This is a genomic window from Rhodanobacter sp. Root179, assembly GCF_001428465.1.
Taxonomy (GTDB): Bacteria; Pseudomonadota; Gammaproteobacteria; order Xanthomonadales; family Rhodanobacteraceae; genus Rhodanobacter.
Window position 1 is genome coordinate 16,063 of record NZ_LMHR01000054.1, and the last position, 25,665, is coordinate 41,727.

At 69.2% G+C, this 25,665-nt stretch carries 16 protein-coding genes; 9 read left to right on the top strand and 7 right to left on the bottom strand.

The window, feature by feature from the left end; all coding sequences use genetic code 11:
* Positions 1–756: an SDR family NAD(P)-dependent oxidoreductase gene (locus ASD82_RS04085; RefSeq protein WP_056715812.1), complete on the top strand. Its 756-nt coding sequence runs from the start codon at positions 1–3 to the stop codon at positions 754–756.
* 110 nt (positions 757–866) lie between these two features.
* On the opposite strand, the gene ASD82_RS04090 is transcribed toward ASD82_RS04085, so the two are convergent.
* Both ASD82_RS04090 and speA read right to left on the bottom strand, forming a co-directional pair.
* On the bottom strand, positions 867–1,652 hold the full coding sequence (locus tag ASD82_RS04090; protein WP_056715815.1) for a 3-hydroxybutyrate dehydrogenase: 786 nt from the start codon (positions 1,650–1,652) through the stop codon (positions 867–869).
* A 103-nt stretch (positions 1,653–1,755) separates the two neighbouring features.
* The gene (speA, locus tag ASD82_RS04095) at positions 1,756–3,645 is read right to left on the bottom strand and encodes an arginine decarboxylase (RefSeq protein WP_056715818.1); all 1,890 of its coding nucleotides are present in this window, start codon (positions 3,643–3,645) and stop codon (positions 1,756–1,758) included.
* A 286-nt stretch (positions 3,646–3,931) separates the two neighbouring features.
* Here speA and speE point away from each other — a divergent pair, with 286 nt between their 5' ends.
* On the top strand, positions 3,932–4,801 hold the full coding sequence (speE, locus tag ASD82_RS04100) for a polyamine aminopropyltransferase (protein ID WP_056715821.1): 870 nt from the start codon (positions 3,932–3,934) through the stop codon (positions 4,799–4,801).
* A 102-nt stretch (positions 4,802–4,903) separates the two neighbouring features.
* On the opposite strand, the gene ASD82_RS04105 is transcribed toward speE, so the two are convergent.
* Positions 4,904–5,098 carry a hypothetical protein gene (locus ASD82_RS04105; protein WP_056715824.1) on the bottom strand — a complete coding sequence of 65 codons (195 nt, stop codon included), beginning with the start codon at positions 5,096–5,098 and terminating at the stop codon, positions 4,904–4,906.
* A gap of 178 nt (positions 5,099–5,276) precedes the next feature.
* On the opposite strand from ASD82_RS04105, the gene ASD82_RS04110 reads away from it, so the two are divergent.
* From ASD82_RS04110 to ASD82_RS04125, 4 genes are all read left to right on the top strand, one after another.
* The gene (locus ASD82_RS04110) at positions 5,277–6,317 is read left to right on the top strand and encodes a hypothetical protein (RefSeq protein WP_056715829.1); all 1,041 of its coding nucleotides are present in this window, start codon (positions 5,277–5,279) and stop codon (positions 6,315–6,317) included.
* A gap of 134 nt (positions 6,318–6,451) precedes the next feature.
* Positions 6,452–7,084 (top strand): ParA family protein, encoded by a 633-nt coding sequence (locus ASD82_RS04115; RefSeq protein ID WP_056715832.1) that lies wholly within the window; start codon positions 6,452–6,454, stop codon positions 7,082–7,084.
* A 56-nt stretch (positions 7,085–7,140) separates the two neighbouring features.
* A complete protein-coding gene (locus tag ASD82_RS04120) occupies positions 7,141–7,614 on the top strand; it encodes a histidine phosphatase family protein (protein WP_056715867.1) in 474 nt (157 codons plus the stop codon).
* A 107-nt stretch (positions 7,615–7,721) separates the two neighbouring features.
* The gene (locus tag ASD82_RS04125) at positions 7,722–9,596 is read left to right on the top strand and encodes a phospholipase D family protein (protein ID WP_056715835.1); all 1,875 of its coding nucleotides are present in this window, start codon (positions 7,722–7,724) and stop codon (positions 9,594–9,596) included.
* 41 nt (positions 9,597–9,637) lie between these two features.
* Here ASD82_RS04125 and ASD82_RS04130 read toward each other — a convergent pair whose 3' ends face one another.
* Complete coding sequence (locus tag ASD82_RS04130) at positions 9,638–10,192, bottom strand: energy transducer TonB (protein WP_056715838.1); 555 nt, start codon at positions 10,190–10,192, stop codon at positions 9,638–9,640.
* A gap of 52 nt (positions 10,193–10,244) precedes the next feature.
* Positions 10,245–11,528: an acetyl-CoA C-acetyltransferase gene (locus tag ASD82_RS04135; RefSeq protein ID WP_056715841.1), complete on the bottom strand. Its 1,284-nt coding sequence runs from the start codon at positions 11,526–11,528 to the stop codon at positions 10,245–10,247.
* 114 nt (positions 11,529–11,642) lie between these two features.
* Here ASD82_RS04135 and ASD82_RS04140 point away from each other — a divergent pair, with 114 nt between their 5' ends.
* A complete protein-coding gene (locus ASD82_RS04140; RefSeq protein WP_056715844.1) occupies positions 11,643–12,785 on the top strand; it encodes a hypothetical protein in 1,143 nt (380 codons plus the stop codon).
* A gap of 93 nt (positions 12,786–12,878) precedes the next feature.
* Complete coding sequence (locus tag ASD82_RS04145; protein WP_056715846.1) at positions 12,879–15,362, top strand: GGDEF and EAL domain-containing protein; 2,484 nt, start codon at positions 12,879–12,881, stop codon at positions 15,360–15,362.
* A gap of 16 nt (positions 15,363–15,378) precedes the next feature.
* On the opposite strand, the gene ASD82_RS04150 is transcribed toward ASD82_RS04145, so the two are convergent.
* On the bottom strand, positions 15,379–15,840 hold the full coding sequence (locus ASD82_RS04150) for a GNAT family N-acetyltransferase (protein WP_056715849.1): 462 nt from the start codon (positions 15,838–15,840) through the stop codon (positions 15,379–15,381).
* A 182-nt stretch (positions 15,841–16,022) separates the two neighbouring features.
* Here ASD82_RS04150 and ASD82_RS04155 point away from each other — a divergent pair, with 182 nt between their 5' ends.
* Complete coding sequence (locus ASD82_RS04155) at positions 16,023–24,659, top strand: glucoamylase family protein (protein WP_056715853.1); 8,637 nt, start codon at positions 16,023–16,025, stop codon at positions 24,657–24,659.
* Between the two features lie 27 nt (positions 24,660–24,686).
* Here ASD82_RS04155 and ASD82_RS04160 read toward each other — a convergent pair whose 3' ends face one another.
* Positions 24,687–25,658 carry an integron integrase gene (locus tag ASD82_RS04160; protein ID WP_056715857.1) on the bottom strand — a complete coding sequence of 324 codons (972 nt, stop codon included), beginning with the start codon at positions 25,656–25,658 and terminating at the stop codon, positions 24,687–24,689.
* Between the last annotated feature and the right edge of the window lie 7 nt (positions 25,659–25,665).

Here is a 25,665-nt window from a genome sequence, read left to right on the forward strand (position 1 = left end):
ATGACAAGCAAGACCGCATGGATCACCGGCGCCAGCTCCGGCTTTGGCGCCGCCGCCGTGGAACGCTTCGTGGCCGGCGGCTGGCGGGTGATCGCCAGCGGCCGCCGCGCCGAGCGCCTGCAGCAGCTGGTGGATCGGCACGGCGCCGACAAGGTGCACGCGGCGGCCTTCGACATGCGCGACGAGAACGCCATGCGCGCGGCACATGCGGCGCTGCCGCCGGCCTTCGCGGTCATCGATCTGCTGCTCAACAACGCGGGACTGGCGCTGGGTACTTCCCCGGCGCAGCAGGCGGACCTGGCGCAGTGGAAGCAGATGATCGACACCAACGTCACCGCGCTGGTGACGATGACCCACCTGCTGCTGCCGCAGCTGATCGAACGCCGCGGCGCGATCGTCAACATCAGCTCGATCGCGGGCAGCTACGCCTACCGCGGCGGCAACGTGTACGGCGCCAGCAAGGCCTTCGTCACCCAGTTCTCGCAGAACCTGCGCTGCGACCTGCACGGCACCGGCGTACGGGTCAGCTCGATCGAGCCGGGCATGGCCGAAACCGAATTCACCGTGGTCCGCACCGGCGGCGACCAGGCCGCCTCCGACCAGCTCTACGCCGGCGCCCATCCGATCAGCGCCGGCGACATCGCCGACACCATCTGGTGGATCGCCAACCTGCCGCCGCACCTCAACATCAACCGCGTCGAGGTGATGCCGGTCAGCCAGTCGGCCGCGGGCTTGCAGGTCGCGCGCACCCCGTAGAAACCGCGCCGCCGAGTCTGGCGAGCGGTGCCCGCCTGGCGCTCTTGCGAATCAACAGACGAACGTCTGGTCATCCCGGCCCCAATAGACGAGCGTCTGTTCTTCGGCCGTTACTGCATGAACCAGCCGTGGCTGACCACGATCGACTGGCCGGTCAGTGCGGCGGACGGGAAGGTGGCCAGGTACAGCGCGGTCTGGGCGATGTCTTCGAGCGTGGTGAAGGTGGCATCGACGGTGTTCTTCAACATCACGTTCCTGATCACCTCGTCCTCGCTGATGCCCAACTCCTGCGCCTGCTCGGGAATCTGCCGCTCGACCAGCGGCGTGCGCACGAAACCCGGGCAGATCACGTGCGAGCGCACGTTGTGCGGCGCGCCTTCCTTCGCCAGCGTGCGGGCCAGGCCGAGCAGGCCGTGCTTGGCGGTGACGTAGGGCGCCTTCAGCATCGAGGCCTCGTGCGAATGCACCGAGCCCATGTAGATCACGATGCCGCCGCGATCATCCTTGTACATGTGCTTGAGCGCCGCCTTGGTGGTGAGGAAACCGCCGTCCAGATGGATCGCCAGCATCTTCTTCCAGTCGGCAAAGGCGAGCTGGTCGATCGGGTTGATGATCTGCACGCCGGCGTTGGAAATCAGGATGTCCAGACGGCCAAACGCGGCGACCACCTGGTCGGTGCCGGCGTTGACCGCCTCCTCGTTGCTGACATCCATCGCGATGCCGATCGCCTGGCCGCCGGCGGCGTTGATTTCCGCCGCCACCGCATCGGCGGCCTGCTGGTTGATGTCGGCGATCGCCACGCTGGCGCCGTGCTTCGCGTACAGCTCGGCGATCGCCTTGCCGAGGCCACTGGCCGCGCCGGTGATCAGGGCGACCTTGCCTTCAAGACTGCTCATGCCATTGCTCCTTCGGATGGGGAAGGCGCGGCCGCCGGCCGCGCGCATGCCGCAAATTGTAGGCGCCGCTGCGCACGGCGCCATCGGACCTTGGGACAGGACCTCAGCCGAGGTCCTCGGCCAGATAGGTATAGGCGGTGAGGCCGCCATCGAGCGCTTCGTATAGCTGCGCCGCTTCGGCGCCGCTCACGCCGGCGCTGGCGATGCGTTCACGGTAGCTCTGCCGCAGCGCTTCGAGGTCGTAGCCGACGTAGTCGAGCATCAGGTCGGTGGTGTCGCCGCTGCGCCTGTGCGCGAACACGTAGCCGTCGCCGTCCACTCGCACGTTGACCGCGTCGGTGTCGCCGAACAGGTTGTGGATGTCGCCCAGGGTCTCCTGGTAGGCGCCGACCATGAAGATGCCGAGCCGGTAGCTTTCGCCGTCCTTCAACGCATGCAGCTGCAGGCTCACGTCGACGCCGTCGGCGTCGACGTAGTGGTCGATGCGGCCGTCCGAATCGCAGGTGAGGTCGACGATCACGCCCCGGCGGGTCGGCTGCTCGTCGAGCCTTGCGATCGGCGCGATCGGGAAGATCTGGCCGATCGCCCACACGTCGGGGATCGACTCGAACACCGAGAAGTTGACGAAATACTTGTCGACCAGTTTCTCGTCCAGCTCGTCCAGCGCGGCGCGATGCGAGCGCTCGGCCGGCAGCAGGCGCGTGCGCACCGCGTTGGCGACGGCATAGAACATCTCGTCCAGCCGGGCGCGGTCGGCCAGCGCCAGCTGGCCCAGCGCGTACAGCGTCTGCCCTTCGCTGAGGTGGTGCTGGGCTTCGTGGAACAGCTCCAGCGCAGGGCGCCGATCCAGCTCCCCGTACGTTTCACGCAGGCGGCGCAGCACCGCCGGCTCGTCCGCGCACGGCAGCGGGATCGCGCCGGCAGGCACTTCCTCGACCTCGGTCACGTTGACCACCATCACCGCGTGGTGCGCGGTCATCGCGCGGCCGGCCTCGGTGAGGATGTGCGGCGCGGCCAGGCCTTCGGCGGCCACCGCCTCGGCCAGCGACTGCACGATGGTCGAGGCGTATTGTTCGATCGAATAGTTGATCGAGTTGTGGCTGCGCGAGCGCGAGCCCTCGTAGTCCACGCCGAGGCCGCCGCCGACGTCGACGATCTCCAGCGGCACACCCATCCGGCGCAGCTCGACGAAATAGCGCGTGGCTTCGCGCATGCCGTTGGCGATGTCGCGCACGTTGGAGATCTGCGAGCCCATGTGGAAGTGCTGCAGCTTCAGCGTGTGCTTGAGGCCGGCCGCGTCGAGCCGCTCGATCAGGGTCAGCACCTGGTTCGGCGACAGCCCGAACTTGCCCTTGTCGCCACCGGTGTTCTGCCACTTGCCCGCGCCGATCGAGGCGAGGCGCACGCGCACGCCGAGCAGCGGCTCCACGTCCAGTGCCTTCGCCTCGCTGAACACGTGCTCCAGCTCGGACAGCTTCTCGATCACGATGTGCACGCGCAGGCCGAGCTTCTTGCCGATCAGCGCCAGGCGGATGTATTCGCGATCCTTGTAGCCGTTGCAGATCACGATGGAGCCGGCCCGCGCCATCGCCAGCACCGCCATCAGCTCGGGTTTCGAACCCGCCTCCAGGCCGAAGCCGTGGGTGCCCGCCGCCACCAGCTCGCCGGCCACGCCGCGCTGCTGGTTGACCTTGATCGGGTAGATCGCGGTGTAGCCGCCGGCGTAGCCGTGTTCGGCGATCGCCCGGGCGAACGCGCCCTGCAAGCGCGCCAGGCGGTCGGCCAGGATGTCGGGGAAACGCACCAGCAGCGGCAGCCGCAGGCCCTCGGCACAGGCGCGCTCGACGATCTGCGGCAGTGACAGCGCCGGGCCGTTGACGCCACGCGGGCGCATCACGATGTCGCCCGCACTGTCCACGTCGACATAACCGTCGCCCCAGTGGGGTACGGCGTAGGTGTGGCGGGCAGCGTCGGTGTTCCAGGGGTTCGCCATGGTGAGAGATCTCCTCGATGGAAAAGGATGATGTCGTCGCAGCGGCGAGCCTTGACGTCTTGCTCAACGGTAGGAGCACGAGCCCGAGCGACCGGAAGCCTCGCACGCCGCGGGGCCGATCGGACTGGTCGGCCACCGGCAGGACGCCGGCAGGCCAGCCGCCATTGTAACGGGCGGGTGTGACGATATGCGCAAGACCCGGCCGCCGCTGGCGGGACGTTCACGGCGGTTGTCGCTACAATGGGCAGTCTTGCTATCCCACCACGGTTCGTCAGGAACACCCGCCATGTCGCAGCAGACCACGCCGAATGAAGCCAGCTGGTTCACCGAAGCCCACCAGGCTTCCGGTTCCTCCATCGGTTTCCGCACCGAGCAACTGCTGCACGCGGAGAAGACCCCGTTCCAGACCATCGAGATCCACAAGACCACCGACTGGGGCAACCTGATGGTGATCGATGGCTGCGTGATGCTGACCACCCGCGACAACTTCTTCTATCACGAGATGATGACCCACCCGGCGCTGTTCACCCATGCGCGGGCCAAGCGCGTGGTGATCATCGGCGGCGGCGACTGCGGCACGCTGCGCGAGGTGCTCAAGCACGAGGAAGTCGAGTCGGCCGTGCAGGTGGAGATCGACGAGCGCGTGACCCGCCTGGCCGAGCAGTATTTCCCCGAGCTGTGCGAGTCGAACAACGACCCGCGCGCCGAGCTGCTGTTCATCGACGGCATCAAGTACATGGCCGACGCCGAACCCGATTCGCTGGACCTGGTGATCGTCGACTCGACCGACCCGGTGGGTCCGGCCGAAGGTCTGTTCAACGCCGCGTTCTACGCCAGCTGCTTCAAGGCACTGCGTCACGGCGGCCTGCTGGTGCAGCAGAGCGAATCACCGCTGGCCCATCTGGAGCTGATCAAGTCGATGCGCTCGGCGATGCGCACCACCGGCTTCAGCGCGGTGAAGACCCTGCCGTTCCCGCAGCCGTGCTACCCCACCGGCTGGTGGAGCTGCACGATGGCGCGCAAGGGCGGCGACCTGTCCGGCTTCCGCGAGCGCGGCGCGCTGAGCAAGAACTTCCCCACCCGCTACTACAACGCCGAAATCCACAAGGGCGCACTGGCCCAGCCGGAATTCATGCGCGAAGCTTTTGGCGAATAAGCCAAAAGCTTCAAATAGACATGGTACGGATCTCCGAAGCGCGGCTTGGAACAAGCGCGCTCTGGTGGTGCCCAGGCCCACCTCGGGCCAGCAGCCCCGCCCTCAAAACATCTTCGAGCGCACCTTCGGCAGCAGCACGATCAGCAAGGTGGCGATCGGCCCCAGCAGCAGCGACAGCAGAAACCACAACAGGCCGCTGCGGTTCTTGCCCTGTGCCAGCGCGGCATTGATCAGGGCCAGCGTGCCCCAGCCGACAAACCAGGGTGCGCCGTCGGCGAATGTCGACAGATGATCCACTACGCGTCTCCCGAACGATAATCATGGGGGCGCGGCCTTGCGCCGGGGAATGCCCATCCTAGGGGGAATGCCCATCCTAGCAAGCTCGGTGAAAACCGCGCGTTTTGGCTGACCGCCGAATCAGCCACGCTTAATCTGCGGGCGGTATGCTGCACGCTTTGACTGCGGAAGCACGCCCATGCTGCACGGACTGCGTCACCTCGCCTTGGTTTGCTCGCTGTCGCTGCTGGCCGCACCGGCATTCGCCGCCAAGACCAAACCCGACGCCAAGGCGCACGGCCCCAGCGCCAGTGCCCAGGCCCGCGACAAGGCGCAGCTGGCCTTTCAGCGCGACCTGGTGAGCGTGCTGGCACCCGGTGGCGATCCGAACCGCCTGCTCGGGGCTGCGCTGCTGGCACGTCCGCTGTTCAACCAGCCGCCCGCCAACAGCTTCCATCGACTGATCGAACGGGCGGCGATGGCCGAAGGCGCCGGCGCCGCCATCAGCTGGGCCCAGCTGGCCGATTGCGACGCCGAGGCCGATGCGTGCCCGAACAGCGCCGCGCTGGACAAGCTGCTGACCCAAGCTCCCGACAATGCCGCCGTCTGGCTGGTCAAGCTGGGCGCCGACGCGCGGGGCATGAAGCAGGATGACGCGCGCGACGACCTGGCCAAGGCCGCGGCGGCGAAACTCTACGACGACTACAGCGGCGTCAGCTTGCAGGCGCTGGCTGGCTCGGTCGGCGTGCTGCCGCCACCGGCCGACACGCTGGACCCCGCCCATGCGGGTGGCGCGGTAGGCATGCAGACCATCCTGGTGTTCGGCCTGGCCAGCAGCCAGCCGCAGCCGAGCCTCCCGCTGATCGCCAAGCTTTGCGAAAACGCCGGCAAGGATGCCTCGATCAAGTCCGACTGCCTGGCGCTGGGCAAGACGCTGGAATGGGGCTCCAGCCCGCTGGCCCGATCGCTGGGCCTGCACCTGCGCGAGGTGCTTTCCGACGATCCGGCCGCGCAACAGGAAGCAAAGGACGCCCGCCGCACGCTGATCTGGCAGGTGCAGAACTTCACCCAGCTGCTGGCCCGTGCCCCGGACGATGCCGCACTGTCGCAGCGCCTGCTGGCGCTGGCCCGCAAGGGCGGCACCCAGATGAGCCTGCAACTGGCTGCGTTGCGCGAGAACAGCATCCCCACCGACCCGCCCGCCGACTGGCAGCCGCGAACCGCAGCGAATCAGGAATAGGGCACGGGGGAAGGGCGGAGCGGCGCGCTTTTCCGCTTCGCGATTGTCTCTGCCCGATTCCCTGCCCAGGCCCCATTCCCCTTTCGCGCCTCGCCCGTTAGGCTGGGATCACCTTACGTGGCAGGGGTGATCCGATGCTTACGACGCTGGTGGCAAGCAGCAAGGGTGGTTGCGGCAAGAGCACACTGGTGACGCAACTGGCGTCGCACTGGGCACAGGCGGGGCAGCACACGGCCATCGTCGACGGCGACCGGCAACATTCCAGCTTCCACTGGGCCGAACTGCGGCCGGACAACGTCCCCGGCGTGCTGGCGCTCGAAGGCGGTCGACGCGGCCTGCAGCGGGTGCCGCCGGACACGCAGCAGCTGTTGATCGACACCCCGGCCGGTTCCACCGAGCGTGACCTCGAGCCCTACCTCGAATCGGCCAACGTGCTGCTGGTGCCGGTGCTGCCGTCCTCGTTCGACCTCGACGCCACCCTGCATTTCCTCGACGAGCTGCGTTCGATCAACCGCATCCACCGGGGCAAGCTGCCGGTGGCGCTGGTGGCCAACCGGCTCAAGCCGTGGACCCACGCCAGCCAGGACGCGGTGGTCCGGCTCGCCGAGCAATCGCCCTTCCCGATCGCGGCGCAACTGCGCGACAGCCAGGCCTATGTGCTGCTGGCCGGCCTCGGCAAGGGCATCTTCGACTACCAGTCCGAACAGGTCCGCAGTCACCAGCAGGACTGGAAGGCCTTGCTGCGCTGGATCAAGCGCCAGCACTGAAGCACGCATCCCTGATGCATCCCGCGCGCCTCGCGCAACCACTGCCGGAGTTCCCCATGCACGAACTGATCTTGTTGCGCCACGCCGAAGCGGTGCCGATAGAAGCCGCCGGCGAGGATCGACAACGCCCGCTGAGCAGCCGCGGCGAGCAGGAAGCCCAGGCCGCCGGCCTGTGGCTGGCCTCGCACAAGCTGCGTCCGGACCGGGTGCTTTGCTCGCCCACCTTGCGCACCGACGAAACCACCCGACTGGCGCTGGCGGCGATCGACAACGCCCCGGTGCCGCAACAGGCCGCCGAGATCTACGACGCCTCGCCCGGCGAGCTGCTGGCCCTGCTCGACCAGCACGACGACGCCGGCACCGTGCTGCTGGTCGGCCACAATCCCGGCATCGAGCGCCTGGTCGCGCTGCTGGTCGAAGGCCGCTCCGACGAATTCCGCGGCATGCCTCCCGGGGCGCTGGCCGTGCTGCATCTGAACGGCTCGCTGGAGCCTGGCAACGCGCGACTGGATGCCTTCTGGTCGCCCTGACCCGCCGCTCCGACCCGCCCGGCGCTGCGCCGGCATCGACGCTTCCCGTACCGTGCTGGCGGCCGTGCAATCACGGCCGCACCGGGCGCAGCACGTATCATCTGCCCATGTCCGTTACCTGCCGATTCCTGCTACCACTGCTGCTGGCGCTGACGCTGCTGCAGGGCTGCACCGTGTCGCGGGCGCAGATCCGCCGCGCCGACGCGGTGGTGGCCGCCACCACCAACCGCAGCAGCAGCTGTGACCAGCCCGACCATTGCGCCACGCCGTCGCCGCTGCGGGCCGCCGCCGTGGCGGCCGTGGCCGCATCCACGCCGGCGCAGCCGGTGCACGTGGTCACCCTGCTCGACGACAGCGAGCCGGCGCTGGCCGCGCGCATCAACCTGGTGCGGGCGGCGCAGCAGTCCGTCGACGTGCAGACCTTCATCTGGGACCAGGACGACGCCGGCCAGCTGATGCTGGACGAACTGGTGCGCGCGGCCAGACGCGGCGTGCAGGTGCGCATCCTGGCCGACCAGCTGTTCTCGTTCGGCAACGTCGACCTGCTCGACCGGCTGGCCCGGATCAGCCCGAACCTCGAGGTGCGGCTGTACAACCCCACCTTCCACAAGGCGCGCACCCAGCCACTGGAGTTCGCCGCCGGCGTGCTGTGCTGCTTCATGCAGTTCAACCAGCGCATGCACAACAAGCTGCTGCTGGTCGACGGCCTGATCGGCATCACCGGCGGGCGCAACTACCAGGACCGCTACTTCAACTGGGACGATGCCTTCGACTACGTCGACCGCGACGTGATGGTGGGCGGCCCGGCCGCCCGCGCCATGGCGGACAGTTTCGACCTGTTCTGGGACCATCCCCGTGCGGCGCCGCTGACCCACCTGCGCGACGTCAACGCGCGCCTGCTGGGCGACACCACGCCACCGGACTGGCCGGCGCCGAAGTACCGACGCCCGCAGCGGGTGGCGCAGTTGCTGCAGGCCGCCGAGGACCCGGCGTGGTTGCAGGCCTGGCTGGTCGATCCCAGCCTGCAGGTGGGCAAGGTCGACTACTTCAGCGACCTGCCGGCCAAGACCGACGAGCCCGACAAGCGGCGCGCGCGGCAGTACACCGGCCACATCATGCGCATGGTCAGCGGCGCGAAGCGCGAGGTCCTGCTGCAGACGCCGTACCTGGTGATGAGCAAGCGCGCGCAGCACATCTTCCGCGTGCTGCATCGCCTTCCCGACCCGCCACGGGTGATCGTGTCGACCAACTCGCTGGCCTCCACCGATGCGTTCGCGGTGTACGCGATGTCGTACAAGCACCGCAAGCGCTACCTCACCAAGTTCGGCTTCGAGATCCACGAGTTCAAGCCGCACGCACCCAGCGCGGCGGTTGACAACGAACTGGCCAACCTGGACACCGACGCCGCCGCGCTGCCGCCGGACCTCGTCAGCCCGGACGGTCCGGCGCGCGCCCGCTTCCACCTGCTGGGCAGCCGCGGCAGCAACAACCGGCCGGCGCCGCTGCACAGCGAAGGCCGGCGCTACGGCCTGCACGCGAAGTCGATCGTGGTCGACGATGCCTTCGCCATGGTCGGCTCGCACAATTTCGACCCGCGCTCGGACCACTACAACACCGAGGCCGGGGTGATCGTCTACGACCACGCGTTCGCCGACCAGCTGCGCCACAGCATCATGCGCAGCGTGCAGCCGGAGAACGCCTGGGTGGTCGCCCCGCGACAGTCGAAGGTGCCGGTGCTGACCGACATCAACCGGGCCATCGGCACGGTGTCGGAAAGCCTCCCGCTGTTCGACCTGTGGCCGTTCCGCTACGCCACCAGCTACGACCTCAAGCCCGGCTGCCAGCCGATGCGCGCCACCGATCCGGACTTCTACGCCTGCTACCAGCCGGTCGGCGACTTCCCCGACGTGGCGCTGTCGCCGAAGCTGATCATCACCCGGCTGGTCACCGCGTTCGGGGTGGGCGCCAAGGGCGTGCTGTAGGGGCAGGCTTCGCCTGTCTTGCGCAACGGCAGCCGCCGTCGTTACGGGACGCGGGCGATGCGGTCGCCCTGCGAGGAGTAGCGCATCGGCAGTTCGCCGCTGAGGCCGTCCGGATGATCGGCCGGCACGGCGAAGCGCCAGCCGCGCACGCTGCGCAAGGCGTGCTCGTCGAGGACCGGGTCGCCGCTGGACTGGATCAGGCTGGCGGCGCTGACCTGGCCCTGGCCATCGATGTCGAGGTGGAGCAGGACGCGGCCATCGAGGTGGCCACGCAGCTGCTCCCATGACTGCGAGGTGTCGGCGGGTGTCGCCAGCGGCACCAGGGCCGGCGCGGGTGCCGGCACGAAGGCGGCCTGCACCTCGTCAGCGACGATCCGCGGCGGCTGGGCGCGACGCGTCGGCACCGCGCGCGGCCGAACGTGCGGGCGACGCGGCGCCGGGCGGGCACGCACGGCGGTGGGCGTGTCGACCGTGGCGGCATAGCGCGCCGGCGGGCCGGTCCACACGCCGGTCTGCGTGCTGAGCCAGCCGGTGCCGGCCGTGCCGACGAGCAGGGCCAGCAGGCTGAGTGTGGAGGTGGTGCGCAGGCGAAACATGGCGGCCTTTATGCACCCGCCCGGGCGAATCGCGGCTGAAGCCGCGACCCGCTCATCGTTCGAGGATGGCGGTGACGCCCATGCCGCCGGCGGTGCAGATCGAGATCAGGCCGCGGCCCGAGCCCTTCCGTTCGAGCATCTTCGCCAGGGTGGCCACGATGCGCGCGCCGGTGGCGGCGAACGGATGGCCCACCGCCAGGCTGGAGCCATGCACGTTGAGCCTGGCCGGGTCGATCGAACCCAACGGCGCATCCAGGCCCAGGCGCTGCTTGCAGTAATCCGCCGACTCCCACGCGCGCAGCGTGCACAGCACCTGCGCCGCGAACGCTTCGTGGATCTCGTAGAAATCGAAATCCTGCAGGCTCAGGCCGTTGCGGGCCAGCATCCGCGGCACGGCGATGGTCGGCGCCATCAGCAGGCCCTCGCCGTGGACGAAGTCGACCGCGGCCACTTCCGCGTCGCGCAGGTACGCCTGCACGGTCAGCCCGCGCTGCGCCGCCCAGGCGTCGCTGCCCAGCAGCACCGCGGCCGCACCGTCGGACAGGCCGGTGGAGTTGCCGGCGGTCAGCGTGCCGTGGCCGGAGCGCTTGTCGAACGCCGGCTTCAGCGAAGCCAGTTTCTCCATGCTCGAATCGGGCCGCAGGAAACCGTCGCGCTTGAGGCCACGGAACGGCACCAGCAGGTCGTCGAAGAAACCCTCGGCATAGGCGGCCGCCAGCTTGTGGTGGCTGTCCAGCGCCAGTTGGTCCTGCGCCTCGCGGCCGACATGCCACTCGCGCGCCATCTGCTCGCAGTGGTCGCCCATCGACTTGCCGGTGCGCGGCTCGGCCACGCCCGGGAACGAGGGCTTCAGTTCGCTGAAGGAGAACCCGCGCAGCGCGACCTTCAGCTTGTCCATCGGCGTCTTCGCGCGGTTCATCGCCAGCAGGCGCTTGCGCAGGCGGGTGCCGTAGACGATCGGCACGTCCGAGGTGGTGTCCGAGCCGCCGGCGATGCCGGCCTCGATCTGCCCGGCGGCGATCTTGTTGGCGATGATGATGGTGTTGTCCAGCGAGGTACCGCAGGCACGGGCGGTGGTGATGCCCGGCGTGGTCGGCGCCAGCCCGGAGCTGAGCAGCGACTCGCGCGCCAGGTTCCAGTCCGACGCGTGCTTGATCACCGCGCCCATCGCCACTTCGCCCAGTTCCACGCCATGCAGGCCGAAGCGTTCGACCAGTGCGCCCAGCACCTTCACCGACATGCCGAAGTTGCCGACGTCGGCATAGGCGGTGTTGTTGCGGCAGAACGGAATGCGTACCCCGCCGATGATGCCGACGCGCCTCTGCGTGTTTTCCATGCTCAAAACAGTCCACCACTCAAGTTGGGTCAAGGCTAACCCGCCATGCCGTGCGGCGGAAGCCCAAAACGCTGAATGGTAGAATTGTGCTCTTTGTCCGTGGATGCAAACCCCGTGGAAGCGCAAACGCTGATCGCCCTGCCCATCGTGCTGGCCCTGGAACCGGTCGCGGGCGAGCCGCCGGCGCGCCTGACGCTGAGCCGCGACGAAGCCGCCGAACTGGCCGCCCTGGTCGCCACCGACCTGCATGCGCTGGTGCCGCAGGTCGACGCGGCCCGGCTCGCACTGGCCGGTGCGCTGTTCGATCAGGTCGAATTGCTGCGTCCCGGCTTCCCGGTGTGGAGCACGCTGGACGAGCTGGCCCGGCGCGTGCCGCGCGGGCACCTGGAGAACGTGGTGGCCTTCGGCAGCCACGAGGGCCACATGCCGGCGCAGCCGCTGGAACCCTCGATCCTCTACGCCGAAGGCCCGATGCGGCTGCTGCCGATGAGCCTGCTGGCCCCGGCGGAACTCGCCGAAGAACTTTCCGACCAGCTGGAGATCCAGCTGGTCGGCCGCGGCGAGACGGGCGCGCTGACCGCCGACTGGCTGATGCGCACGCTGGGCATCCGGCTGGAACACGTGCGTTACCTCAGCCGCAACGACCTGCTGGCGCTGACCTGCGTGCAGTACGAACACGTCAACCTGGCGCCGCTGTGGTCGCTGCTGGAAACCGCGCTGCTGACGCCGTATCGCGAGGAATCCACGATGAGCGCGCGCGGCCTGGCGCTGCGCTACGCGGACAGCAAGGTGCTGGCGCAGTCGCCGTCGCAGTGGCTGGCCGGGCAGGGCGGCGACACGGCCGAGCGGGCGCACGCGCTGGCCGGCATCGTGTTCGAGCTGCGCCAGTACGCGGCCCTGCTCGACGCCCACCAGCTGCCGTTGCAGTTGCAGCCGGCGCCGACGCTGGTGGTCGAGGCCGGTGACGGCTACCTGCTGGAAACCCTGGCCGCGGCGGACGCCCGTTACGACCCGCCCACCCTGTTTGCGCACGAGGCTCCCGGCCTGGGCGTGGTGGCGATCACCGTCAGCCAGCGTGGCGAGCAGGGCCAGTCGCTGGTGCTGGCGCACGCCTGGCCGCTGAAGCCGCAGGCACTGGGCAGCCTGCTGGCCCTGCTGACCGATCGCCACGGCAGCGCCGGCGAGCTGCATGCGCTGGGCCGGATCATGCTGGACGAGCACGGCCAACTGGCGGCGCCGGCCACGATCCTCCACTAGCGGGCGGATCGTTCGCCCCCCGTCTGTGCAAACGCCGGAACTCGGCGCATGATGATCCGGCGCCACAGGGGGCGCCACGCTGACGGAAGCACCATGCGGCCGCACAAGTCTGCCGAGGTATTGCCTTCGCTCGCAAGCCGGCCGGACTGGTCGGAAAAGATGCTGCGCGGCACCCCGGTGCTGCTGGCTTATCTCGACCACGAGCAGCGTTTCCGCTATGCCAACGAAACCCATCGGCACTGGCTGGGTCTCGATCCCGAGCGGCTGATCGGCCGGCACCTGATCGAGGTGATCGGCGAGCGCAACCACCGGCTGGCCGGCACGGCGCTGGCCCAGGCCTACGCGGGCACCGCGGCCAGCTACGAGGGCGAGCTGTTCAACGGCAACGAGCGCCGCTACGCCCACGGCAATTTCCAGCCCGACTTCGACCCGGACGGCCAAGTCTGCGGCATCTTCACCGCGCTGATCGACATCACCGAACGACGCACCCTGGAACTGCAGCTGCACGAAAGCGAGCAGCGCTTCTTCAGCGCGTTCCAGCACGCGGCGATCGGCATGGCGCTGACCAAGCCGGACGGCCAGTTCCTGCGGGTCAACGCGGCGGTCTGCCAGATGCTCGGCTATTCGGAGCAGGAGCTGCTGCAGCAGGACATCGGCCGGCTGAGCCATCCCGAGGACGTCGCCGCCGACCAGGCACTGATGGCTCAGTTGCTGGCCGGCGAGCGCGATTCCTACCAGCTGGAGAAACGCAACTTCCACAAGCTCGGCCACGTGGTGCACATCCTGCTCAGCGTGTCGCTGGTGCGCGATGCGGCCGGGGCGCCGCTGTATTTCGTTTCCCAGGTGCAGAACATCAGCCAGCGCAAGGCCTTCGAGGACGCGCTGCACCGCGAGCGCGAGCTGGCCGAGGTGACCCTGCGCTCGATCGGCGACGCGGTTATCACCACCGACCCGCAGGTCCGCGTCACCTCGCTCAACCCGATCGCCGAGGCGATGACCGGCTGGAGCAGCGCCGAGGCGAACGGTCGGCCGATCGAGGAGATCTTCCAGCTGTTCGACGCCCAGGGCGGCCTCGCCGTGGCCAACCCGCTGCGCTCGGCGATCGAGCAGAACCTCATCGTCGACCTGGCCGGCAAGACCCTGCTGCGCCATCGCCACGGCTTCGACACGCCGGTGGAGGATTCCTCCGCGCCGATCCATGACCACGCCGGCAACGTGATCGGCGGCGTGCTGGTGTTCCATGACGTCAGCGAGAACCGGGCGCTGGCGCTGAAGATGATCCACCTGACCCAGCACGACACGCTGACCGGCCTGCCCAACCGCAGCCAGCTGCCCGGCCACATCAACCGGGCGATCGACAGCGCCAGCCGGCGCCGGCAACGCGCCGCGGTGCTGTACATCGACATCGACAACTTCAAGCAGGTCAACGAGCTGGTCGGCCACACCGCGGGCGACCAGGTGCTGCGCTCGTTCATCAGCCAGCTGCAGCGCTGCCTGCCCGGCGACGAATTGCTCAGCCGCTACGGCGGCGACGAATTCGTGGTGGTGCTGCCGCACGTGGACAGCGCGGGCGAGGCGGCAAGCCTGTGCCGGGACCTGATCACCCACGGCGAACAGACCCGCATCGCGGGCCAGCCGGAGCTGTCGCTGCACCTGAGCATCGGCATCAGCATCTATCCGGACGACGCCACCAGCGCCGACGAGCTGGTGCAGCATGCCGAGACCGCGCTGGTGGCGGCGAAGGCCCAGGGCCAGCACGGCTATCGCTTCTTCACCGCGTCGATGAACGAGCGCGCGCGGGCGCAGCGACGGATCGAGACGGGCCTGCGCCAGGCCTTGCCGGGCAATCAGCTGAAGCTGCACTACCAGCCGAAGGTCGACGCGCACAGCGGCCGCATCGTCGGGGCCGAGGCCTTGCTGCGCTGGCAGCTCAACGGGCGCGATCTGTACAAGCCGGACCAGTTCATCCCGGTGGCCGAGGATTCCGGGCTGATCCTGCCGATCGGAGCCTGGGTGCTGCGCCAGGCCTGCCGCCAGGCGCGGATGTGGCAGCAGGCCGGGCACGAGATCCCGATTTCGGTGAACGTGTCGCCGCTGCAGTTCCAGCACGCGGATTTCTACACCTGGCTGGACGACGTGCTGGAGGAGGCCGGGCTGGAATCGCGCCTGCTGGAGCTGGAACTGACCGAACGCATGGTGATGTCCGGCGGCGAGGCCACCACGGGCCTGCTGCAGCGGATCAAGCGCCGCGGCGTGCGGTTGTCACTGGACGATTTCGGCACCGGCTATTGCAGCCTGTCCTACCTGAAGCATTTCCCCATCGACGCACTGAAGATCGACCGCGTGTTCGTGCGCGACATCACCAGCGATCACGACACCGCCACCATCACCAGCGCGATCATCGCGATGGCGCGCAGCCTCAACAAGGACGTGATCGCCGAAGGCGTGGAAACGCGCGAGCAGGGCAGTTTCCTGCGCCACGCCGGCTGCTCGCAGCTGCAGGGTTTCCTGTACGGCATGCCGATGCCGGCAAGCGAACTGCAGAAGCTGCTCGCCGAACCGGTGACTGCGCCATAGGGCAGGCGGCCTCCGCCTACGAATCAGCGGTCAGCGGCATCTCGTACATGAAATAGTGGCAGCGCTGCATGCCCAGGCCTTCGTAGGTGGCCTGGGCGTGGCGGTTTTCGGTTTCCACGTACAGCCGCAGGCCCACCGCGCCGGCCGCCGCCGCGAGCCGTTCCACTTCCGCGTACAAGGCGCGGAAGACCCCGCCGCGGCGCGCGGCGGGAATCACGTAGACGCTCTGGATCCACCAGAAATCGCCGTTGCGCCAGTCGCTCCATTCGCGCGTCACCAGCAGGCTGGCGACCGCCGTGCCGTCGCGTTCGGCGACCAGGTAGAAGCCGCGCTGCCGCTGCTCGAACACGCCGGCCACGCCGCGCGCCAGGATCGCCGGGTCGAGCTGCTTCTGCTCGGTTTCCCAGGCCATCGCCGCGTTCCACTGGACCAGGCTGGCGAGATCGGCGGGTTCGGCGGCACGAATCTGCAGTGGCACGGCATGACTCCCATCGGTGGTGAGGCCACATCCTAGCCTGCGTGGCCTTCACATGCCGCCGCGTAGTTTCTGCGCCGGGGCCGCGCCCGGCGAATGGCCCTTCGCCTGCACGCCGCGCCACGGCCGCCGGGTCCCCCGCGTTGTCCGTCATCCCCCACCGGCAAGCCACAAGGATGCCCCGTTTGAACATCGGCACTCTCCTCGACCTGCTGAAGCTGCGCCGGTTGAACGCGTTCCGGCGCCGGCGCGCCGCCGCCCGCACCCGGCCCGAGCAGGAGCCCGCGCTGCGCGCCGAACTGTTCAGCGCCGAACAGATGGAGCGGCACGGGCGGGCGCTGGCGAGCCAGCACCGGCTCAGCGCGCGGCGCAACGCCGACCTGCTGCTGGCGCGGCTGGCCGACAACGAGGCGGTGCTGACCCACACCTGCGAACGGCTGACCCACGCCACCCGCAAGCGCCTGCGCATCACCCCGGCCGGCGAATGGCTGCTGGACAACTTCTATCTGGTCGAGGAACAGATCCGCATCGCCCGGCGGCACCTGCCCAAGGGTTACAGCCGCGAACTGTCGCGCCTGGCCCAGGGCCCGTCCGCCGGCCTGCCGCGCGTCTACGACATCGCGCTGGAGATCATTTCGCACGGCGACGGCCGCGTCGATGCGAACAGCCTGCAGCGTTTCATCCGGGCCTATCAGGAGGTGTCGCCGCTGAAGCTGGGCGAGTTGTGGGCGATCCCGATCATGCTGCGGCTGGCCCTGATCGAGAACCTGCGCCGGGTCGCCGCCCGGGTGATGGCCGACTGGCGCTACCGCGGCCGCGCCGCGCGCTGGGCCGACAACCTGATCGCCACCACCGAAACCGACCCGAACTCGGTGGTGCTGGTGGTGGCCGACATGGCCCGCTCGGACCCGCCGATGAATGGCCCGTTCGTGGCCGAGATGGCGCGCCGGCTGCAGGGCCAGAGCCCGGCGCTGGCGCTGCCGTTGAGCTGGATCGAGCAGCGCCTGGCCGCATCGGGGCAGAGCGTCGAACACCTGGTGCAGGTCGAGGCGCAGCAGCAGGCCACCAACCAGGTCACCATCAGCAACAGCATCGGCAGCCTGCGCACGCTGGCGGCGATCGACTGGCGCGATTTCACCGAGCACTGCAGCCTGGTCGAGCGCTGCCTGCGCGACGATCCGGCCGGCATCTACGCCGCCATGGATTTCGCCACCCGCGACCGCTACCGCCACGTGGTGGAATCGATCGCCCGCCAGCACAAGCTGACCGAACTGGCGGTGGCCGACGCCGCGATCGAGCTGAGCGCCGCCGCGGTCGCCGCCGGCGGCGACACGCTGGCGCAACACGTGGGCTATTACCTGGTCGACCGGGGCCGCGTCGCGCTGGAGCGCCACCTGGGCATCCACCCGCGGCTGGCCGTGGTGCTGCGCCGGGCGTTCGACCGGGCGCCGTTGCCGATCTACCTGGGCACGCTGGCCGTGCTCACGTTCGCCTTCGCCCAACCGCTGGTGGCGGCCGCGGCCCATGACGGCTTGCCGCCGTGGGCGCTGATCGCGATCGCGGTGCCCGCCGTGATCCTGGCCAGCCAGCTCGGACTGAGCCTGCTCAACTGGCTGGCCACGCTGTCCATCGCGCCGCAGCAGTTGCCGCGGATGGACTATTCGCGCGGCATCCCCGCGCACGCGCGCACGCTGGTGGCGATCCCCAGCCTGTTCGCTAGCGAACAGGACGTCGAGGACCTGGTCGAGGCGCTGGAGGTGCGCTTCCTCGGCAATCGCGACGAGCACCTGCACTTCGCCCTGCTCACCGACTTCGCCGACGCCGACCGCGAAACCCTGCCCGGCGACGAGCACCTGCTGCGGCTGGCGCAGCGGCGCATCGAGGCGCTCAATGACCGCTACGCCAGTGCCGTAGCCGACCGCTTCTTCCTGTTCCATCGCCCGCGTCGCTGGAATGCCGCCGAGCAGTGCTGGATGGGCCACGAGCGCAAGCGCGGCAAGCTGGCCGACTTGAACGCGCTGCTGCGCGGCGGCGGCGGCGCGGCCTTCATGCGCGTGGTGGGCGACATCGCGTCGCTGCCGCCGGTGCAGTACGTGATCACGCTGGACACCGACACCGAGCTGCCGCGCGATGCGGCGCAGGCGTTCGTCGGCGCCATCGATCATCCGCTGAACCGCGCGGTGTACGACCCCGAACGGCGCCGCGTGGTCAGCGGCTACGCGATCCTGCAACCGCGCGTGGGGATCAGCCTGCCCAGCACGGCGCGCTCGCGCTACGCCCAGCTGTACGGCAGCGACGCCGGCATCGATCCATACACGCAGATGGTTTCGGACGTCTATCAGGACGTGTTCGGCGAAGGCTCGTTCATCGGCAAGGGCATCTACGCGGTCGACGCCTTCGAACGCACCCTGGATGGCCGCTTCCCGGAAAACCGCATCCTCAGCCATGACCTGGTCGAGGGCTGCCATGCGCGCTCGGGCCTGCTCAGCGACACGCAGCTGTTCGAAGCCTGGCCCGCCCGTTACGGCGCCGATGTCAGGCGCCGCCATCGCTGGATTCGCGGCGACTGGCAGCTGCTGCCGTGGCTGCTGCCGTGGGCGCCGACCGCGCACGACGGCTGGCGGCGCAACGCGCTGACCGCGTTGTCGCGCTGGAAGATCCTCGACAACCTGCGCCGCTCAATGGTGCCTGCCGCGCTGCTGGCGCTGCTGCTGGTCGGCTGGCTGGTGATCTCGCCGGTGCTGTCATGGACCCTGGCGGTGCTGGCGATGGTGCTGGTGCCGCCGCTGCTGTCGGCCCTGCTGGACCTGGTGCAGAAACCGCGCGACGTGGAACTCGACCAGCACCTGCGCGCCGGCCTGCACGACGGCGTGCAGCACTTCGTGCGGATGGGGTTGGGGCTGGCCTGGCTGCCGCACGAGGCGCACTACCATCTCGACGCGATCGTGCGCACGCTGTGGCGGATGGCGGTCAGCCGCCGGCACCTGCTGCAATGGCAGACCTCCAGCGAGGTCGAGCGGCGCAGCAGCAACGCGGCCTCGGCGATGTGGCGGCTGATGTGGATCGGCCCCGCGCTGGCGCTGCTGATGATCGTGCTGCTGGCGCTGCAACGGCCGCTGGCGTTGTGGCTGGCCGCACCGCTGCTGCTGTTGTGGCTGGCCTCTCCGCTGCTGGCATGGTGGATCAGCCAGCCGCGCACGCAGGACAGCTTCGTGCCGGATGCGCGGCAGCAGCGCTTCCTGCGCACGCTGGCGCGCCAGACCTGGGCGTTCTTCGACGTGCACGTCAACGCCGCCGAGCACTGGCTGCCCCCGGACAACCTGCAGGAGCAGCCCGGCCCGGTGGTCGCCCATCGCACCTCGCCCACCAACATCGGCATGGCCTTGCTGGCGGGCCTGGCCGCGCACGACTTCGGCTTCCTCGGCACGGCGCGCCTGCTCGAACGCACCCGGCTGACCCTGGACACCATGCAGCGCCTGCCGCGCCACCGCGGCCACTTCTACAACTGGTACGACACCCAGACCCTACAGCCGCTGGCGCCGATGTACGTGTCGGCGGTGGACAGCGGCAACCTGGCCGGCCACCTGCTGACCCTGTGCCCCGGCCTGCTCGAGCTGATCGACGCGCCGGTGTTCGGCCCGCACCTGCTGCAAGGCCTGCTCGACACGCTGGAACTGCTGCACGACGCACTCGAGCGCGACGCCACGGCGCAGCTGGTGCCGCTGCGACGCCTGCTGCACGAGGCCATCGCCACGCCGCCGGCATCCACCGGCGCCACGGTGCTGCTGCTCACCGAGCTGCGCCGGCACGTCCATGCGCTGGCCGCCGCGGCGGACGCGCCGGCCGCCGGCGACGCGCGCTTCTGGCTGGATGCCCTGCGCGGGCAGATCGACGAACTGCATGCCGACGCCGTGCTGCTCGAACTCGATGCGCCGCCGGACGAAGCCGTGGGCTTCAGCGGCATTCCCACCCTGCATCAGCTGGCGCGCATCGAACCGCTGTGCTGGCCGGACGCCGCCGACGCCGAAGGCGTGCGCGAGCGCGCGTCCGCCCGGATCGCCCTGATCGAACAGCTGGCCCATCTCGCCGAGCAACTGGCGCAGATGGACTACCGCTTCCTCTACGACAGCACGCGCGACCTGCTGGCGATCGGCTACAACGTCGACCAGCACCGGCTGGACGCCAGCTACTACGACCTGCTGGCGTCCGAAGCGCGGCTGGCCAGCTTCGTGGCGATCGCCCAAGGCCAGCTGCCCAAGGACAACTGGTTCGCGCTGGGCCGGCTGCTGACCACGGTGGGCGGCGAACCGGTGTTGCTGTCGTGGACCGGCTCGATGTTCGAATACCTGATGCCGACCCTGGTGATGCCCGGCTTCGAGGGCACCCTGCTGGAGCAGACCTGTCGCGCCGCGGTGGCCCGGCAGATCGAATACGGCAACCAGCTGGGCATCCCGTGGGGCGTTTCCGAATCGGGCTACAACACGCTCGATGCGCACTTCACCTACCAGTACCGCGCGTTCGGCGTGCCCGGGCTGGGCCTGAAGCGCGGCCTGGGCGACGACGTGGTGATCGCGCCGTACGCCAGCGCGCTGGCGATGATGGTGGCGCCCGCGGCGGCCACCCGGAACCTGCAGCGCCTGGCCGGCATCGGGGCGCGCGGCCTGTACGGCCTGTACGAAGCGATCGACTACACGCCGGCGCGCCTGCCGCTGGGCCAGGACGCGGCGATCGTGCGGCAGTTCATGGCGCATCACCAGGGCATGACCCTGCTGGCGCTGGACTACGCCCTGCTGGAGCGACCGATGCAGCGCCGCTTCGAATCGCACCCGCAGTTCCAGGCCAGCAGCCTGCTGCTGCAGGAGCGCGTGCCGAAGACCGCCGCCGAATACCTGCACGCCACCGGCTTCCCCGAACGCGCCGGCGGCGTGCGCCCGGAGGCGCGGCTGCGCGTGTTCGCCGATCCCGACCGGGCGCTGCCGGCGGTGCAGCTGCTTTCCAACGGGCGCTACCACGTCATGCTCAGCAGCGGCGGCGGCGGCTACAGCCGGCGCGGCGAACTGGCGCTGACCCGCTGGCACGAAGACATCACCCGCGATCACTGGGGCAGCTTCTGCTACGTGCGCGAGGTCGCCAGCAACGCCTGCTGGTCCACCGCCTACCAGCCCACCTGCCGCAAAACCGAGCAGTTCGAGGCGATCTTCTCCGAGGCGCGCGCCGAGTTCCGCGTGCGCGAACGCGAGTTCGACGCGCATACCGAGATCGTGGTGTCGCCGGAAGACGACATCGAGCTGCGCCGCACCCACCTCACCAACCGCGGCCGCACGCGGCGCACGATCGAACTGACCAGCTACGCCGAAGTGGTGCTGGCGCCGCCGATCGCCGACGCGCTGCACCCGGCCTTCAGCAAGCTGTTCGTGCAGACCGAGCTGGTGCCCGAGCTGCAGGCGATCGTCTGCACCCGCCGCCCCCGCGCGGCGGGCGAGCACATGCCGTGGATGTTCCACCTGCTGGCCGTGCACGACGCCGACATCGTGGAGATCTCCTACGAAACCGATCGCGCGCGCTTCATCGGCCGCGGCCGCAGCACGGCCGATCCGCAAGTGTTTGATCGCGGGCAGGCGCAGTTGTCCAACAGCGACGGCTCGGTGCTCGACCCGATCATGGCGATCCGCTGCCGGATCACGCTGGAACCGGACCAGACCGCCACCATCGACTTCGTCAGCGGCATCGCCGAGCAGCGCGATGGCTGTATCCAGCTGATCGGCAAGTACCGCGACCGCCACCTCGCCGACCGCGTGTTCGACCTGGCCTGGACGCACAGCCAGGTGCTGCTGCGCCAGCTCAACGCCAGCCTCGCCGACGCCCAGCTGTACGAGCACATGGCCACCAGCATCTTGTATCCCAACGCCAGCCTGCGCGCCCAGCCCGCCGTGCTGCGGGCCAACCGGCGCGGCCAGTCCGGCCTGTGGGGACAATCCATTTCCGGCGACCTGCCGATCGTGCTGCTGACGATCACCAGCCCCGCGCGGATCGAGCTGGTGCGCCAGCTGGTGCAGGCGCACGCGTACTGGCGCCTGAAGGGACTGGCGGTGGACCTGGTGATCTGGAACGAGGACCGCGCCGGCTATCGGCAGGAACTGCAGGACCAGATCATGGGCCTGATCGCCTCGGGCAGCGAGGCGAGCCTGCTCGACCGGCCCGGCGGCATCTTCGTGCGCCCGTCGCAGCAGTTGTCCGGCGAGGATCGCGTGGTGATGCTGGCCAGCGCGCGACTGATCCTCGGCGATGCGCGGGGCAGCCTGGCCGAACAGATCGGACGACGGCAACCGGCCGTGCATGCGCCGCGCTTCGAGTCCAGCCGTCCGCTGCGCAGCGACGGCGACCCGGGCGCGGCGGAAGTATTGGCGCCGGCGTCGCTGCAACTGGCCAACCCGCACGGCGGCTTCAGCGCCGATGGCCGCGAGTACGTCATCGTGCAGCAGGGCGGGCAGGGCACGCCGGCGCCGTGGTGCAACGTGCTGGCCAATCCGCACTTCGGTACGGTGATCTCCGACTGCGGCAGCGCCTACACCTGGGCCGAGAACGCCCACGAGTTCCGCCTCACGCCCTGGCACAACGACCCGGTCAGCGACGGCGGCGGCGAGGCGCTGTACCTGCGCGACGAGGACACCGGCCAGGTGTGGTCACCGACCCCGCTGCCGTGTCGCGGCCGCGGCAGCTACACCACCCGCCACGGTTTCGGCTACAGCGTGTTCGAGCACGTGGAGGACGGCATCCGCTCCGAGCTGTGGATCTACGTGGCACTGGATGCCTCGGTGAAGTTCTCGGTGCTGAAACTGCGCAACAACTCGGGCCGCACGCGCCGAATCAGCGTCACCGCCTACGTCGAGTGGCTGCTCGGCGACCTGCGCGCGAAGACCGCGATGCACGTGGTGACCGAATCCGACCCGGCCAGCGGCGCACTGTTCGCCCGCAACGCGTACAACACCGAATTCCCCGATCGGGTGGCCTTCCTCGACGTGGACGACCCGGCCCGCGGCATCGATGGCGACCGCAGCGAATTCCTGGGCCGCAACGGCAGCATGCACGCGCCGGCCGCCCTGACCCGCGCCCACCTGTCCGGGCGAGTGGGCGCGGGGCTGGACCCCTGCGCCGCGCTGCAGTCGCAACTCACGCTCGACGACGGCGCCGAACGCCAGCTGATCTTCCGGCTCGGCCTGGGTCGCAACGGCGCCGACGCCGCCGCGCTGGTGCAGCGTTTCCGCGGCAACGGCAGCGCCGCCGACGCGCTGGACAAGGTGCGTGCGCACTGGGCGCGCACGCTGGGCGCGGTGCAGGTGCGCACGCCCGAGCCCGCGCTGGACGTGCTCGCCAACGGCTGGCTGCTGTACCAGACCATCGCCTGCCGGATTTGGGCGCGCAGCGGCTACTACCAGTCCGGCGGCGCGTTCGGCTTCCGCGACCAGCTGCAGGATTCGATGGCCACCCTGCACGCGGCCCCCGCGATCGCGCGGGCGCAGCTGCTGCTGTGCGCCGCGCACCAGTTCGTCGAGGGTGACGTGCAGCACTGGTGGCATCCACCGCTGGACCGCGGCGTGCGTACCACCTGTTCGGACGACTACCTGTGGCTGCCGCTGGCCACCGCCCGCTACGTGCTGGCCAGCGGTGATCGCGGCGTGCTCGACGAGACCGCCGGCTACCTCGACGGCCGCCCGCTGCATCCGGGCGAGGAGTCGTACTACGACCTGCCGCAACCCGCCGGCCTGCGCGAGACGCTGTACCGGCACTGCGTGCGCGCGATCGAGCACGGCCTGGGCCAGCGCGGCGTGCATGGCTTGCCGCTGATCGGCGGCGGCGACTGGAACGACGGCATGAACCGCGTCGGCGAAGCCGGCCGCGGCGAAAGCGTGTGGCTGGGCTTCTTCTCCGGCGAGGTGCTGACCCGCTTCGCCGAGGTGGCGCGGCTGCATGGCGACGAAGTCTTCGCCCAGCGCTGCGAAAGCGAGGTCACGCGCCTGCACCTGGCGCTGGAGCAACACGGCTGGGACGGCGCCTGGTATCGCCGCGCCTACTTCGACGACGGCACGCCGCTGGGCTCGGCCGGGAACGACGAATGCCGCATCGACTCGATCGCACAAAGCTGGTCGGTGCTGTCCGGCATGGCGCCCGCCCAGCGGCAGCAGCAGGCGATGGAGTCGCTGAACCGGCACCTGGTGCGACGCGACGCCGGCCTGATCCAGCTGCTCGATCCGCCATTCGACCAGTCGCCGCTGGACCCCGGCTACATCAAGGGCTACTTGCCCGGCGTGCGCGAGAACGGCGGCCAGTACACGCACGCGGCGATCTGGGCCACGATGGCCTTCGCCGAGCTGGGCGACCACGAGCGCGCATGGGAACTGCTGCGCATGATCAACCCGGTCAGCCACGGCAGCGACGCGAATCAAATGGACGTCTACAAGGTCGAACCCTACGTGGTCAGCGCCGACGTCTACGCCGTCGCCCCGCACGTCGGCCGCGGCGGCTGGAGCTGGTACACCGGTTCGGCCGGCTGGATGTACCGGCTGATCGTCGAATCCCTGCTCGGCCTGCGCCTGGAAGCCGGCAGGCTGCGCTTCGCGCCCGTGCTGCCGGCAAAGTGGGACGGCTTCCGCCTGGACTACCGCCACCACGACACGCTGTACCGGATCGACCTGCGGCAAAGCGAACCCGGCACCATGCCCGCACTGTGGCTGGATGGCGAACCGCAGCCCGACGGACAAATCACGCTGGTCGACGACGGCGTGCAGCACGAAGTGGAACTCAACTGGCCCAGGGCAGGCTGATCGCGCGCCGAAGCGCTCCTCAAGCGATCAACGATCCAGCGGACTCAGCACGCCATGCCCGCCCCGATTGAGCACATGCGTATAGATCTGCGTCGTCGCCACGTCCTTGTGGCCGAGCAGTTCCTGCACCGTGCGAATGTCGTAGCCGGATTCCAGCAGATGCGTGGCGAACGAATGACGCAGCGTATGTGCGCTCACCGGTTTGGCAATGCCCACAGCGCGACACGCTGCCTTCAATGCGCGCGACAGCACCGCATCACCGAAATGATGTCGGCGCTCGATGCCGTCCATCGGATCAATCGAGCGCTCCGCCGCCGGGAATACATACTGCCAGCCGATTTCGCGCGGTGCGCCCGGATACTTCCGGGCCAGCGCCTGCGGCAACCACACCGCGCCGAACCCCGACGCCAAATCGGCCTCATGCAACAGGCGGGCGCGTTCCATTTCACGCAGCAAGGGCTCAGCCAGTGACCGCGGCAACATGGTGTGCCGATCCTTGCCGCCCTTGCCATCACGCACGGCGATTTCATTACGGGCAAAATCCACGTCCTTGATCCGCAGCCGCAACACTTCCATCAGGCGCATGCCCGTACCGTACAACAGGCTGGCCAACAGCCAGGGACGTCCATCCATCCTTGCCAGCACGCGGGTGACCTCATCACGAGAAAGTACGACCGGCACACGCTGTGGCCGCTTCGCACGCACGACACCCTCCATCCATGGCAGCTCGATATTCAGCACCTGCTTGTACAAAAACAGCAACGCCGCCAGTGCCTGATTCTGGGTGGCCGCAGCGACCTTGCCCTGCACCGCCAACGCCGACAGAAACGCTTCGACCTCGGCTTCGCCCATTTCACGCGGATGCCGCTTGCCATTGGCCAGTATGAAGCGGCGAATCCATCCGACATACGCCTCCTCGGTGCGAATGCTGTAGTGCTTCAGCCGCAACACGCGCCGCACCTCATCCATCAAACGCGGCGCCGAAGGGCCGCTGACCATACGGTTT